The organism is Streptomyces sp. NPDC045678 (assembly GCF_056432085.1).
In genome coordinates, this window is sequence record NZ_JBWKJS010000007.1 from 314,402 (window position 1) to 327,650 (window position 13,249).

General features: G+C 73.2%; 13 protein-coding genes. 5 read left to right on the plus strand and 8 right to left on the minus strand.

Features of this window, described 5'->3' with window-relative positions:
* Positions 1 to 30: 30 nt before the first annotated feature.
* Positions 31 to 891 (minus strand): 3-hydroxybutyryl-CoA dehydrogenase, encoded by an 861-nt coding sequence (locus AC07DO_RS25480; RefSeq protein WP_399536825.1) that lies wholly within the window; start codon positions 889 to 891, stop codon positions 31 to 33.
* Between the two features lie 185 nt (positions 892 to 1,076).
* Here AC07DO_RS25480 and AC07DO_RS25485 point away from each other — a divergent pair, with 185 nt between their 5' ends.
* Complete coding sequence (locus AC07DO_RS25485) at positions 1,077 to 2,312, plus strand: glycoside hydrolase family 10-like protein (RefSeq protein ID WP_479062886.1); 1,236 nt, start codon at positions 1,077 to 1,079, stop codon at positions 2,310 to 2,312.
* A gap of 10 nt (positions 2,313 to 2,322) precedes the next feature.
* Here AC07DO_RS25485 and AC07DO_RS25490 read toward each other — a convergent pair whose 3' ends face one another.
* Positions 2,323 to 2,517, minus strand: coding sequence for a DUF1918 domain-containing protein (locus AC07DO_RS25490; protein ID WP_479062888.1), 195 nt, complete (start codon positions 2,515 to 2,517; stop codon positions 2,323 to 2,325).
* Positions 2,518 to 2,612: 95 nt separating this feature from the next.
* The gene (locus tag AC07DO_RS25495) at positions 2,613 to 3,569 is read right to left on the minus strand and encodes a DMT family transporter (RefSeq protein ID WP_479062889.1); all 957 of its coding nucleotides are present in this window, start codon (positions 3,567 to 3,569) and stop codon (positions 2,613 to 2,615) included.
* Here AC07DO_RS25495 and AC07DO_RS25500 point away from each other — a divergent pair.
* A complete protein-coding gene (locus AC07DO_RS25500; protein WP_479062891.1) occupies positions 3,568 to 5,010 on the plus strand; it encodes an aminotransferase-like domain-containing protein in 1,443 nt (480 codons plus the stop codon). The two genes, AC07DO_RS25495 and AC07DO_RS25500, sit on opposite strands and share 2 nt — an antisense overlap.
* 10 nt (positions 5,011 to 5,020) lie before the next feature.
* On the opposite strand, the gene AC07DO_RS25505 is transcribed toward AC07DO_RS25500, so the two are convergent.
* Positions 5,021 to 5,464, minus strand: a complete 444-nt coding sequence (locus tag AC07DO_RS25505) for an SUKH-3 domain-containing protein (RefSeq protein ID WP_479062893.1) — start codon at positions 5,462 to 5,464, stop codon at positions 5,021 to 5,023.
* Positions 5,465 to 5,541: 77 nt separating this feature from the next.
* Here AC07DO_RS25505 and AC07DO_RS25510 point away from each other — a divergent pair, with 77 nt between their 5' ends.
* Positions 5,542 to 5,982 (plus strand): GNAT family N-acetyltransferase, encoded by a 441-nt coding sequence (locus tag AC07DO_RS25510; RefSeq protein WP_479062894.1) that lies wholly within the window; start codon positions 5,542 to 5,544, stop codon positions 5,980 to 5,982.
* Here the strand turns inward: AC07DO_RS25510 and AC07DO_RS25515 are convergent.
* Positions 5,930 to 6,430, minus strand: coding sequence for a DUF6314 family protein (locus tag AC07DO_RS25515; protein WP_479062896.1), 501 nt, complete (start codon positions 6,428 to 6,430; stop codon positions 5,930 to 5,932). The two genes, AC07DO_RS25510 and AC07DO_RS25515, sit on opposite strands and share 53 nt — an antisense overlap.
* Before the next feature lie 47 nt (positions 6,431 to 6,477).
* Positions 6,478 to 7,479, minus strand: coding sequence for an aldo/keto reductase (locus tag AC07DO_RS25520; RefSeq protein WP_479062898.1), 1,002 nt, complete (start codon positions 7,477 to 7,479; stop codon positions 6,478 to 6,480).
* Between the two features lie 252 nt (positions 7,480 to 7,731).
* Between AC07DO_RS25520 and AC07DO_RS25525 the strand changes: the two genes are divergently transcribed.
* Together AC07DO_RS25525 and AC07DO_RS25530 are read left to right on the plus strand one after the other, a co-directional pair.
* Positions 7,732 to 9,246: an alpha/beta hydrolase gene (locus AC07DO_RS25525; protein ID WP_479062900.1), complete on the plus strand. Its 1,515-nt coding sequence runs from the start codon at positions 7,732 to 7,734 to the stop codon at positions 9,244 to 9,246.
* Positions 9,243 to 10,448 (plus strand): serine hydrolase domain-containing protein, encoded by a 1,206-nt coding sequence (locus AC07DO_RS25530; protein ID WP_479062902.1) that lies wholly within the window; start codon positions 9,243 to 9,245, stop codon positions 10,446 to 10,448. Before AC07DO_RS25525 ends, AC07DO_RS25530 begins: the two co-directional genes overlap by 4 nt.
* Positions 10,449 to 10,962: 514 nt before the next feature.
* Here the strand turns inward: AC07DO_RS25530 and AC07DO_RS25535 are convergent.
* Together AC07DO_RS25535 and AC07DO_RS25540 are read right to left on the minus strand one after the other, a co-directional pair.
* Positions 10,963 to 12,330 (minus strand): MFS transporter, encoded by a 1,368-nt coding sequence (locus AC07DO_RS25535; protein ID WP_479062904.1) that lies wholly within the window; start codon positions 12,328 to 12,330, stop codon positions 10,963 to 10,965.
* 203 nt (positions 12,331 to 12,533) lie between these two features.
* Positions 12,534 to 13,130, minus strand: coding sequence for a TetR/AcrR family transcriptional regulator (locus AC07DO_RS25540; RefSeq protein WP_479062906.1), 597 nt, complete (start codon positions 13,128 to 13,130; stop codon positions 12,534 to 12,536).
* Between the last annotated feature and the right edge of the window lie 119 nt (positions 13,131 to 13,249).

Sequence of the window (13,249 nt, forward strand, 5' to 3'; positions counted from 1 at the left end):
CCCCGCGTACGCCGCATGGCGTACGGGACGTCAGGCGTACGTGTAGAACCCGGAGCCGGACTTCCGGCCGAGGCGGCCCGCGTCCACCATCCGCTGCAGCAGCGGGGGAGCGGCGTACAGCGGCTCCTTGTACTCGGCGTACATGGAGTCGGCGACCGAGGCGACCGTGTCCAGACCGATCAGGTCGGAGAGCTTGAGCGGGCCCATCGGGTGGGCGCAGCCCATCTCCATGCCGTTGTCGATGTCCTCGCGGCTCGCGATGCCCGACTCGAACATCCGGATGGCGGAGAGCAGGTACGGGATGAGCAGGGCGTTCACCACGAAGCCCGAGCGGTCCTGGGCACGGATCGCGTGCTTGCCGAGGATCTTCTCGACCACGGCCTGGGCACGGCTGATCGTGCCCTCGGACGTGGTCAGCGCCGGGATGAGCTCGACGAGCTGCTGCACCGGCGCCGGGTTGAAGAAGTGGATGCCGATGACCTGGTCGGGACGCGAGGTCGCGACGGCCAGCTTCACCAGCGGGATGGAGGAGGTGTTGGAGGCGAGGATCGCGTCCTGCCGGGTCACCACCTGGTCGAGCACCTGGAAGATCTCGGTCTTGACCTGCTCGTTCTCCACGACGGCCTCGATGACCAGGTCACGGTCGGAGAACTCGCCGAGGTCGGTGGTGAAGCTCAGGCGGTCCAGGGTCGCGTCGCGCTCCTCCTCGGAGATCTTGCCGCGCTCGGCCGCCTTGGAGAGGGAGTTGTACAGCCGCGTACGGCCGATCTCCAGGGCTTCGCCGGTGGTCTCCGCGACCTTCACGTCCAGTCCGGAGCGGGCGCAGACCTCTGCGATTCCGGCGCCCATCTGGCCACAGCCCACCACTCCGACGCGTGCGATATCGGTCATGGAGTCGGTCACCTCGTGCCTTTCGCTGATCAACGGGGCCGGCAGGACCCCCCGTGTGCGGATGCGGTGCCTGCCTCGGCCGTGAACGTTACTCCGCAATGAGGGCGCCATGACGGGCCGGGTCGGGCATGCTGTGCCCAACCGGCAAGGGGTGCCGGTGCACAGCGAGCTCAGGGGGCATGCAGATGAGGCGTATGTCACGTCGGGGTTTCTCCGTGATCGCCGTCGCGACGGCGGCCGGCCTGGCGACGGCGGGGGACGCGGTCGCCGCTTCCGGCCGGCGCCCGAAGGACGGCCGCGAACTGCGCGGCATGTGGCTGGCGAGCGTCGTGAACCGTGACTGGCCGTCCAAGCCGGGCCTTCCGGCGGCCCAGCAGCGCAGCGAGTTGCTGGCCTTTCTGGACTCGGCCGTGAACCGCAGACTCAACGCGGTGGTCTTCCAGGTGCGCCCCACCGCGGACGCCCTGTGGCCATCGCCCTACGAACCGTGGTCGGAGTACCTGACCGGCGTCCAGGGCAAGGACCCGGGCTGGGATCCGCTGGGCACCGCCGTCCACGAGGCGCACCGCAGGGGCCTCGAGCTGCACGCCTGGTTCAACCCGTTCCGCATCGCCAACCACACGGACCCGTCCCGTCTGGTGGCCACGCACCCCGCTCGGGTGCATCCGGACTGGGCCGTGCCGTACGGCGGGAAGCTGTACTACAACCCGGGGCTGCCCGCGGTGCGGCGGTTCGTGCAGGACGCGATGCTCGACGCCGTGCGCCGCTACCCGATCGACGCGGTGCACTGGGACGACTACTTCTACCCGTATCCCGTCGCGGGCCAGGTCTTCGACGACGACGACGCCTTCGAGCGGTACGGCAGCGGCTTCCCCGACCGGGCCTCGTGGCGGCGGGACAACATCGACCGGCTGGTGCGCGAGATGGCCCGGCGGGTGAAGAAGGCGCGGCCGCGCACCCAGTTCGGGATCAGCCCCTTCGCGGTCTGGCGCAACATCGCCACCGACCCGACGGGATCGGACACCCGGGCGGGCGTGCAGACCTACGACGATCTGTACGCGGACACCCGCGGCTGGGTGAAGAAGGGCTGGATCGACTACATCGTCCCGCAGGTGTACTGGAACATCGGCTTCCCCGCCGCGGACTACGTGAAGCTCATCCCGTGGTGGAACGACGTCGTGCGCGGCACGGGCGTGAACCTCTACATCGGCGAGGCCCTGTACAAGGCGGGCGACCCGGCGCAGCCCGCCGCCTGGCAGGACCCGGCGGAGCTGTCCCGGCACCTCACGTACGCCGAGGGCTTCCACGAGGTGCGCGGGCACGTCTACTTCTCGGCGAAGGAGGTCGGCGTCGACAAGATCGGCGCTATGGCGCGGGTGGTCGCCGACCACTATCAGAAGCCGGCGAAGCCGCCGCGCTGATCCCCGTGGCTCAGGGAGTCGGGTCCTGATGCCGTACGACGGTGTCGGGACCCGGCGACATCACGGTCTCGTGGCCGTCCTCGAAGCGGACGCGGTACGGCGGGCCGCCGTTCGCCCCCAGCACCTCGACGACCTGCGCGATCCTGTCGTGCTGCCCGACGATCCTGCCGTGCACCACCAGCTCGTCGCCTACGGTTGCACGCATCTGGAGTGCCCCCTCGTCCCGCTCTGCGGTCGCGATCTGTGGCCGCAAGTGTACGACGAGTGCCGGGAGTTGGGACCTGTCCGGTGCGCAGCCCGTCAGCCGCGGGCCCGTTGGGTGACCGCGATGCAGACGAGGACCGCGGCCGCCGTGAGGGGCGCGGCGACGGTGAGGTGCTCGCCGAGCAGGAACACCGACCACACCAGTGTCAGGAGCGGCTGGGCGAGCTGCAGCTGACTGGCCTTGGGGACGCCGATCGCCGCCATGCCCCGGTACCAGACGACCAGGCCGAGGAACTGCGAGCCGAGCGCCGCGTAGAGCAGGCCCGCCGTGCTGTGCCCGGCGAGGTGGAAGGACTCGTGGGGCAGCGCCAGTGCCGCGCCCGCGATGTTGAGCGGCAGGCAGAGGATCAGCGCCCAGCCGATGACCTGCCAGCCGGGCATCTCGCGGGCCAGGCGGCCGCCCTCGGTGTAGCCGGCCGCGCAGATCAGCAGCGCGCCGAAGAGGTAGAGGTCGGCCGTGGACAGGGCGCCGCCGCTCTGCTGCACGGTGAACCCGATGACGGCCGCGGCCCCGGCGAGCGCCGCCGCCCAGAACGTGCGCGACGGGCGGGCGCCCGTGCGCACCGCCGAGAAGACCGCCGTCGTGAGGGGGAGCAGGCCGACGACCACGGCCGCGTGGGCGGTGGTGGAGGTCTGCAGGGCAAGCGTGGTGAGCAGCGGGAAGCCGACGACGACACCGGCGCCGACTACGGCGAGACCCGCCCAGTGGCGGCGGTCGGGGACGGCGATGCGCAGTGCGAGCAGACAGCCGCCCGCGACGAGCGCGCTGAGCACCCCGCGCAGGGTCACGAAGCTCCACGGGCCGATGCCTTCGAGGCCCCATGCCGTGGAGGGGAAGGTGAGGGAGAAGGCGATGACGCCGAGGGCGGCCATCAGGGTGCCGGTGCGGTGCGTACCTGCCGCGGGCTGAGGTGCGGTCACGGTGCGCGCTGTGGCGTCCGAGGTGGGGACCGCTATCCGGGTCGGGCGAGTAGCGCTATCCTGTGCTGTCATGCATGACAGTAGCAGTGTGGGCGAACTGGCGAAACGGCTGCGGAGCGAGCTGGACCGCTACTCTCCGGGTGGGAAGCTGCCGTCGAGCCGGGCGATCGTGGAGCGGTTCAGGGTGAGCCCCGTGACCGTGTCGCGGGCCCTCGCGCAGCTCGCCGCCGAAGGCCTCGTCGTCACCCGCCCCGGCGCGGGCGTCTTCCGCGCCGAGCCGACGGCGCCCGCCGCCCCCGCGGGGGACACCTCGTGGCAGGAGGTCACGCTGAGCGCCGACGCCGCCACGGAACTCGTGCCGCGCTCGGTCGACGCGACCGGGGTCCTGGCCACGCTCGCCGCCCCGCCGCCGGGCGTCATCGAGTTCAACGGCGGCTATCTCGACCCCGCACTGCAACCCGGCCAGGCGATGGCGGCGGCCCTCGCCCGCGCGGGACGGCGGCCCGGAGCATGGGGCAGGCCGCCCGTCGACGGCCTGCCCGAGCTGCGCGAATGGTTCGCGCGGGGGATCGGCGGGGCCATCACGGCCGCCGAGGTGCTGATCACGGCGGGCGGCCAGAGCGCGCTGACGACCGCACTGCGGGCGCTCGCCCCGCCCGGGGCGCCGATCCTCGTCGAGTCCCCGACGTACCCCGGCATGCTGGCCATCGCGCGGGCGGCGGGACTGCGGCCCGTGCCCGTGCCCGTCGACACGGACGGGGTGCGGCCCCGGCTCCTGGAGGCCGCGTTCCGTGCGACGGGCGCCCGGGTCTTCGTCTGCCAGCCGCTGTTCCAGAACCCGACCGGCGCCGTGCTCTCCGCCGAGCGCCGCCCCGAGGTGCTGCGCATCGCCCGCGAGGCCGGCGCGTTCGTCATCGAGGACGACTTCGTGCGCCGCCTCGTCCACGAGGACGCGGGGCCGCTGCCGCGCCCGCTCTCGTCCGACGACCACGACGGCGTCGTCGTCCACGTCTGCTCGCTCACCAAGGCCACCTCGCCGAGCTTCCGCGTCAGCGCGCTCGCCGCCCGCGGCCCGGTACTCGAACGGCTGCGCGCCATCCAGGTCGTCGACCACTTCTTCGTGCCACGCCCCCTCCAGGAAGCGGCGCTCGAACTGGTGGGCTCACCGGCCTGGCCGCGCCATCTGCGGGCGGTCGCGGGCGAGTTGAAGGAGCGCAGGGACGCCATGTCGGCGGCGCTGCGGCTGCGGCTGCCCGAGCTCACGGTGGAGCACATCCCGGCGGGCGGCTACCACCTGTGGGTGCGGCTGCCCGACGGCGCCGACGAGGCCGCGTTCGCCTCCGCCGCACTCCGGGCGGGCGTGGCGGTGGCGCCGGGCCGCCCCTACTTCGCGGCCGAACCGCCCGCCGCACACGTCCGGCTGAGCTTCGCGGCGGTCCCCGGGGTGGGGGAGATCACGGAGGGGGTACGCAGACTGCGGACGGCCTGCGACGAGGCGCTGCGACGCCCCTGACCGCGCGCGTTCACCGGATCCCCTCGACGAGTTTCTCCAGCGCCTCGTCGGCGGTGCCGGCGAGCGGCGTGACGCTGTCCATGCCGATGTAGACCTTGCCGTCCGGCGCGACTCCCAGATAGCTGTTGCGGCGATCGGCCTCGCCCACGGGATACAGATACGCCCCCGCTTCCTCGTTGAGCACGTCGAAGATCTCGTCGTCCCATTCGGCCGCGAGGGGGTCGAGCCGGAAGCCCATGCGCGCCATCGTCCGTCCCGGGCCCCGCTCCTCGCTCGCCAGACCCCCGAATTCGGCGAGGAAGAGCCGTGCCGCCTCATGCATCCGGAAGCCGCCGCGCTCGTCCAGGGCTCGCTCCCACCCGGCCGTCGGCACGGACCGCCCGGGACGCCGGCCGGCCGCCCGCAACACGCGGTCGGTCTCCTCGGACCAACGTCCGCAGGGTTCTTCACTCAACCGTTTCCGCCTCCCCGGCCGCCCCACCAGGTGAAAAGGAGTCGACTGTCCCGAGTCGCGCTGCGAGGCTCGCCCGCATGACCGAAAGCACCGCGCTGCCCGGCGGCTACGAGATGTCCGCCGACGCCGCCCGCATCGACGCCGCCCTCGTTCACCACTGGCTCTCCACCGACGCGTACTGGGCCATCGGACGCCCTCGCGACAAGCACGACACGGCGATGGCCGGGTCGCTCAACTTCGGGGTGTACGACGAGGCTTCGGGGGAGCAGGTCGCGTACGCGCGCGTGGTGACCGACCGCGCCACGTTCGCCTATCTCTGCGACGTGTACGTCTCCCCGGACGTACGCGGCAAGGGCATCGGCGTCGCGTTCGTCACCGCGGTCTGCGCGCACCTGGAACCGTTCGGGCTGCGCAGGACGCTGCTCGCCACGGGTGACGCGCACGGCGTCTACGAGAAGGTCGGCTTCACGGCCCTTCCGGCGCCCGAGGAGTGGATGGTGCGCGTCGGTACTCCGTGACGAGCAGCAGGTCCTTGGCGGGGCCGCCGACCCGCCACCGGCTGCGCCAGCGGTCCGTGCCGGTCACCTCGAACTCACCGCGGTAGAGGTCGTCCACGCAGGGGTGGTCCGTCGTCCAGCGGCCCGTGCGCAGGTCGAGGTCGTGGAAGAAGCGGCCGTCGGCGAATTCCACGCGCGCGGTGCCCGGCTCCGCGCCGGGCAGGAAGCGGAGCGTGCGCTCGGCGGGGCGCCCCACCCCGTGCCAGGTGAACGTGCCGGACTCGTGGTGCAGGAGCCCGCCGGTGTCCGGTGCGGGCAGCGGCGAGAAGAGCGTCGTACCCCTGAAGCGGCCCTCGGAGCCGTCCGCGAAGTCGCGGACGGTGCGCTCGACGTCCCACTCGCCCGCGAGGTGGGCGAGGACGTCGGGAACGGCGTGGAATCTGAGGTCCGACGGCGGGGGCACGGTCATGCGTGCAGGCTACTTGTCTTCTTGTCTGCCTACTCGCGACGGTTCGTCTACTTGTCCACGACGGCCAGGCTGCGCTCGTCGTACCGCGTGCCCGCCACGCGGCCCGCCGGTGCCGCCGCGTCGATCGCGGCCAGCTCGTCGGCGGACAGCTCGATCGCGACCGCCCCGAGGTTCTCCTCCAGGTACTTCTCGCGGCGCGTGCCGGGGATGGGCACGACGTCGGCGCCGCGGTGCTGCACCCAGGCGAGCGCGAGCTGCCCCGCGGTGACGCCCTTCTCGGCGGCCAGCGCATCGAGGGTCTCCACGATGGACAGGTTCTGCTCCAGGTTGCCGGCGGCGAAGCGGGGCTGCGTGCGGCGCACATCGTCCTGCGGCAGCCCGTCGACCGAGGTGTAGCGGCCGGTGAGGAAGCCCCGTCCGAGCGGTGAGAACGGGACGAGACCGATGCCGAGCTCACGGCAGACCGGCGCGATCTCCGCCTCCAGGTCCCTGGTCCACAGCGACCACTCGCTCTGCAGCGCCGCGATGGGATGCACGGCGTGCGCCCGCCGCAGGGTCCGCGCGCCGGCCTCGGAGAGCCCGAGGTGCCGCACCTTGCCCGCCGCGACGAGCTCGGCCATCGCGCCGACGGTCTCCTCGATCGGCACGGTCGTGTCCACCCGGTGCTGGTAGTACAGGTCGATGTGGTCGACGCCGAGACGGCGCAGCGACGCGTCGCAGGCCTGCCGTACGTACGCCGCGTCGCCGCGGATGAGCGTGGGCTCGCCGAGCCGGTTGGCGAAGCCGAACTTCGTCGCCACGACGGCCCGTTCGCGTCGCGGGCCCGCGAGGGCGCGCCCGATGAGCTCCTCGTTGTGGCCGCTGCCGTAGAAGTCGGAGGTGTCGAGCAGCGTGACGCCGAGGTCGAGGGCCCGGTGGATCGTCGCGATGGACTGCGCGTCGTCCGACGCGCCGTAGCCGTGGCTCATGCCCATGCACCCGAGGCCCTGCGCCGAGACGGTCAGTGCGCCGAGGCGGCGGGTGGGGAGGGGGCCGGGAAGGCTGGTCATGGTGGTACCTCCAGGGATGTGGGGTGTGGGATGCGGGGTGTGCCCGGTGATCGCTGACGACACTAGGAGTTGGAGCGGACTCCAGGTCAAGGCGAGGGCGTACGGGGAACCGGGGGTTCACGCGAGGGCGTACGGAGAACCGGCGGTCCTTGCGGGGGGTTTCCCCCGGGCGGTCCGGCCCGGTAGCCCGATGGTCCGGCGCCGCGCGCGTTCCTAACGTGGTGATCACTTCCCACCGAACCAAGGAGCACGATGCGCGTCGTGTCAACAGTCACCGCGGGCCTGGGCCTCGTCGGGTTGCTCGCGGGCCCGGGGGCCGCCGCGGATCTCCCCGGGGCCGGAGCACCCAAGGCCCCCCGGCAGTCCGTCAGTTGGGGCCCCTGCTCCGCGGACCAGAAGGAGCTGAACGAGGCGGGCGCTCAGTGTGCGAAGGTGGCTGTCCCCCTCGACTACGCGGACCCCCGCGGCCGTACGATCGACATCGCCGTCTCCCGCATCAGGGCGAAGTCGCCGGGGGAGCGGCGCGGCATCCTGCTCTCCAACCCCGGCGGGCCCGGCGGCACGGGACTCGCCAACACCCTGGCGCTGCGCCCCGCGTTGAAGGACGTGGCCGACCGCTACGACCTCATCGGCTTCGACCCGCGCTTCCTCGGCGAGAGCACCCCCGTCACCTGCGGCACGGCACCGCAGCCCACGCCGCCGCCCGAAACCACCACCCCGCGCCGGGACTTCAAGGCCTCGGTGCGGTCCGCGCGCGACACCGCACGCAGGTGCCAGGAGCACGGCGACAACGCCGAGTTGCTGCCGCACGCCTCGACCAGGAACGTCGCCCGCGACATGGACGCCATCCGCGCGGCGCTCGGCGAGCGCAAACTGTCGTACTACGGCATCTCGTACGGCGCCGACCTGGGCGCCGTCTACACCCAGCTGTTCCCGCGCCGGAGCGACCGCGTCGTCCTGGACTCCTCGACCGACCCGGCGGCCAGCCAGTACGAACTGTTCCAGCGATCGGGCGCACCCGCTGAGGCGGCGCTCGACGGACTCGGCGGCCACGTGCGCTCCGACGTCCTGGAGCTGCTGGCGAGGGCCGAGCGGCACCCCGTCCCGGTGAAGGACGTACGCCTCCACGCCCCGCTGCTGCGCCTGCTCCTCAAGCAGCTCGTGCAGCACGAGGAGAACGACCCGCAACTCGTCAGCGTCGTCGACGACTTGAAGAAGGCCGCCGCGGGCGAGGAGTTCGAACCGGGGCCCGCGCTGAGCGGACTCCTCGACCTCCTTTCGTCCCCCGGGCTGGCGGACAGCATGACGGGCGGCGCGATCTTCATGTGCGGCGACGGGGGCTGGCCGGCGGGCGGCTGGCCGAAGAACCCCGAGACGTACTGGAAGAACATGCAGCGCAGCCGTGCCACCCAGCCGGTCTTCGGGCCGTACGTCAACGGAATGATCGCCCCCTGCGCGTTCTGGGGGACGGAGCCCCGCGAACCCGGCACGAAGATCCACAACGACGTGCCCGTCCTGCTGCTCCAGGCCAAGTACGACAACAACGTCCCGTACGAGGGCGCCCTCGCCCTGCACCGGAAACTCAAGGGATCCCGCCTCGTCACGGCGGACATCCGCTCGCACGGCGTCTACGGACGCGGCACCGGAGGCCTCACCCCGGTCCCGTGCGCCGACGACGCCGTGAACACCTACCTGCGCGACGGCGAGCTGCCCACGGCGGACGTCACCTGCGCGAAGCCGGACCCGAGGACGGAGAAGAACCAGTGAACGAGATCAGCAGGCGCACCGGCCTCACGGCCGCGGCGGCGGCACTGTTCACGGCAGCGGCCGCGGTCCCCGCCACCGCTGCCCCGCGCACCCCGCACGGCCCGCGTGGGCGCGCCCTCCAGCGCGGCGTCGACGCCATCCGCGTCACCGGTGCGAGCGGCGTCCTCGCCGAGGTGCAGGACGCGCGCGGCCGCACCACCGCACGCGCCGGGGTCGCCGACCTCGACGCCCCCGCGAAGGGCCCGGTGCCCTGGGGCGCGTACTACCGCATCGGCAGCGACACCAAGACGTACACGGCGACCGTCGTCCTCCAGCTCGTCGGAGAGGGACGGCTGAAGCTGACGGACACCGTGGAGCACCGGCTGCCCGGCGCGATCCGCGGGCACGGCAACGACGGCCGCCGGATCACCGTCACCAACCTGCTGCGGCAGACCAGCGGCCTCAACGAGTACATCACCGCGGAGAGCGGCGACTTCACCCCCGACGCGTACCGGCGCAACCGCTTCCGTTCGCAGACCCCGAAGGAGCAGCTGGCGGTGGCCCTCGACAAGCCGCCGCAGTGGCTGCCCGACGCGGGCGACCCGGCGGAGGAGCGGCGCTGGGGGTACTCCAACACCAACTACGTCGTCGCCGGGATGCTCGTCGAGGCGGTCACCGGGCACCCCTGGGCCCAGGAGGTCCACGAGCGGATCATCGAACCGCTCGGCCTGCGCCACACGTTCGTGCCCGGCACCTCGCCGTACGTGCCGCAACCGACGGCGACCGGCTACACGTACTTTCCGGAGGAGACGCGTCCCACCGAGACCACCCTCGGTTTCGGCGGCGGCGCGGACGGCTGCCTCATCTCGACGACGCACGACCACGGCGTCTTCCTGCGCGCGCTGCTGGGCGGCCGGCTGCTGCGCCCGGCCCAGCTGGCGGCGATGAAGTCGACGGTGCCGGTCCGGGACTGGATCCCGGCCGACGGCGTCCGCTACGGCCTGGGCATCGCCTGCCGCCCCCTCGCCGGCCGCGAGGACGGCGTCTGGTTCCACGGCGGTACGAGCCTCGGCTGCGTCAGCGAGGCCGGTGTGACCCCGGACGGCGCGACGGCGGTGGCCGGCGCGGCGTTCACGCTGCGCCTCGACAACGCCGAGACGCACGAGCGGCAGGCGCGGGCGGCGCTTCGGATGGTGGACGAGGTGCTGGTCGCGGGGGCGTGAGGAAGGGGCCGGGCGGCAGGAGGTCCGTGCCGCCCCGCCCCATGTGCCAGATGCCAGGTGCCAGGCGCTATCTGCCCGGGGCGTGCCGAGCTCCGGGCCGGGAGAATCGCAGGGTTCGCCCGGACGCCCCGCGGGGTCGGCAACTCCGGCGGGGGCCTGGGCGGTACGTCCCGCCCGGGCCCCGCGTGCCGGGCTCTACGCCCCGGGCTCTACTTGCCGGGCTCTACGCCCCCCCCGGCGCCGCGCGGTCGGGTGCCGACGGGCGGCCGGGCCGCGTCGGCAGGCCTGTCGGCCGTCCGGGAGTCGGCCCTCGCCCGGAACTCGGGAACCGCGTCGTGTGAGCGGAGGTGCGGCGGCATCGCGTGGAAGCCCGTGGTCGGGCTGCCCGCCCAGGCCCGACGTTCCGGATGCCGCGCCCAGGCCCGATGCTCCGGATGCCGCGCCCAGGCCTTACGCCCCGGACCCCGCGTGCTCGGCCTGCTCGGCCCGACGCCCCGGATGCCGCGCCCAGGCCCTACGCCCCGGACGCCGCGCGCTCGGGTCGTGCCGCGTTTCGCCGTGGCAGCCGCGTCGCCGCCAAGGCGCCGAGCGCGGCCACCGCCGCCAGCGTCGTGAGCGTGGGGGCCATCGCGGAGAGGAACGCGCCGTCCGGCCACGGGGAACCGCGTTCCCCCGTACGCGGCGCGAGCGCGGTCATCAAGGTCGTCGCCACGGCGATCCCCACCGTGGGGCCCACGTTCATCGCCGTCTGCTGGAGACCCCCGGCCACCCCCGCGTCGGCCACCGGAGCATGGCGTACGACCACGGCCGTCGCCGCGACCATCACCGTCCCGAACCCCGCCCCGACCAGCAGGAACCCCGCGCCGGTCGCCACCGGTCCCGACGCCGCGTCCAGGCGCGACAGGGCAAGGATCCCGGCAGCGAGCACCGTCATCGCCGCCGTGATCGTCCGCCGTGGTCCCTGCCGCCGCAGCACCACGGCCGCGAGCGGCGCGCTCACCACCATCATCACGGCGAGCGGCAGCGCCCTCAGCGCACAGTCCAGCGGGTCGAGGCCGAGGACGTCCTGAAGGAAGTACGTGCCGACGAAGAGCGCCCCGAACATCGCCGCGGACGCCGCGGCGAGGATGCCGAGCGCGGAGCCGACCCCGGCCGAGCGGAGCAGGCGCGGCGGCACCAGCGGGCTCGCGGCACGCCGCTCGTGCCGCGCGAACGCGCCGCCCGCGAACGCCGCCACCGCGAGGCCCGCCACGGCGGCCGCCGTCCACCCGTGTTCCGGCACGGTGACGAGGGTGTGCACCAGGCAGGCCAGCGTCACCGCGAGCAACCCCGCGCCGGGCAGGTCGAGCCCGGGCGCGGGAGCCTCCCGGCGTGCTGCCGGTACGCGTACCACGAGCGCGAGTACGCCGATCGCCACCGCGGGCACCACGCTCAGGAAGAACACCGACCGCCAGCCCAGGTGCGTGGCGAGCGCCCCGCCGACCAGCGGCCCCGTCGCCGCCGCCAGGCCGATCGCGCTCATCCGCAGGGCGATCGGCATCCCCAGCCGGTCGGGCGGGAACGCGGCCCGCAGCATCCCGAGCGTCGCGGGCTGGAGCAGCGCCCCGAAGACCCCCTGGGCCACGCGCAGCGCGATCACCCAGCCGACGCCGGACGCGAGCCCGATGCCCGCCGACGCGGCCGCGAAACCGAGCGTTCCGACGGCGAAGAGCCGCCCGTGTCCGTACCGGTCGCCGAGCCGCCCGGCGAAGACGAGCAGGCTCGCCACGGCGATCAGATAGCCGGTGCTCGTCCACTGCACCTCGGCGAAGGAGGCGTCGAGGTCGCGTTGCAGAGCGGGCTGGACGACGGTCAGCGCGGTGCCGTCCAGGGCGACGATCATCGCTCCGACGACGCTGCAGGCGAGGGTGACGTGGCGTTGGACCCCCGTGGTCCGGATCGACGTGTCCGGCGTCTCCGTATCCGGTGTGCCCGTCGCTTTGCCGGACCTCGCGGTCCCTGCGGTCCCCGCCGTCCTAGCGCCCCTCGCCGTCCTCGCGGTCCTCGCGGTCCCCGCCGTCCTCGCCGCCCTCGTGGTCCTCGCAGTCATGACGCCTCCGGCCCGAGGTGCGCGTCCAGCGTCGCGTCGAGCAGCGCCTCCACGTCGTCCTCGCCCGTCGCCAGACGCAGGCTCCCCCACTCCCACAGCTGCGCGATGCCGTGCAGGTTCGCCCACAGCGCGCCCGCGACGACCCGCGCTCCGGCGCTGGACGCGGGGCGGGCCTCGGCGACCAGGCCGACCAGGACGTCGAAGAGGGGGAGGCTGGTCTCGCGCAGGCCGAGCCGATTGCTCTCCAGCAGGTCGTGGCGGAACATCAGCTCGAACATGCCGCGGTGGGTCACGGCGAAGTCGAGGTAGGCGCGGCTCAAGGCACGCAGCCGCGCGCGGGCGCCGTCGTCCGGCCCGTCGCCCACGGCCTTCCCCACGTCGACGGCCAGCTCCCCGAAGCCCCGCCGCGCGATGGCGGAGAGCAGCGACACATGCGTGGGGAAGTAGCGCCGGGGCGCGCCGTGCGAGACGCCCGCCCTGCGCGCGATCTCCCGCAGGGTCAGCGCCTGCACCCCCCGCGTCGCCACGAGCTCGACGCCCACGTCCACGAGCCGGGCGCGCAGCCCGGCGTCCTCTTCGGCCTGTTCGGTCATAGACGCTGTCTACTACACCTCGTAGACAGTGTCTACGAAGAACGGACCGGAAGGCACTGTCGGTAAGGGGGTGGGTAGGAGATATCTTGATGTCGAGCAATGTTGCAGACGCGGAGCGG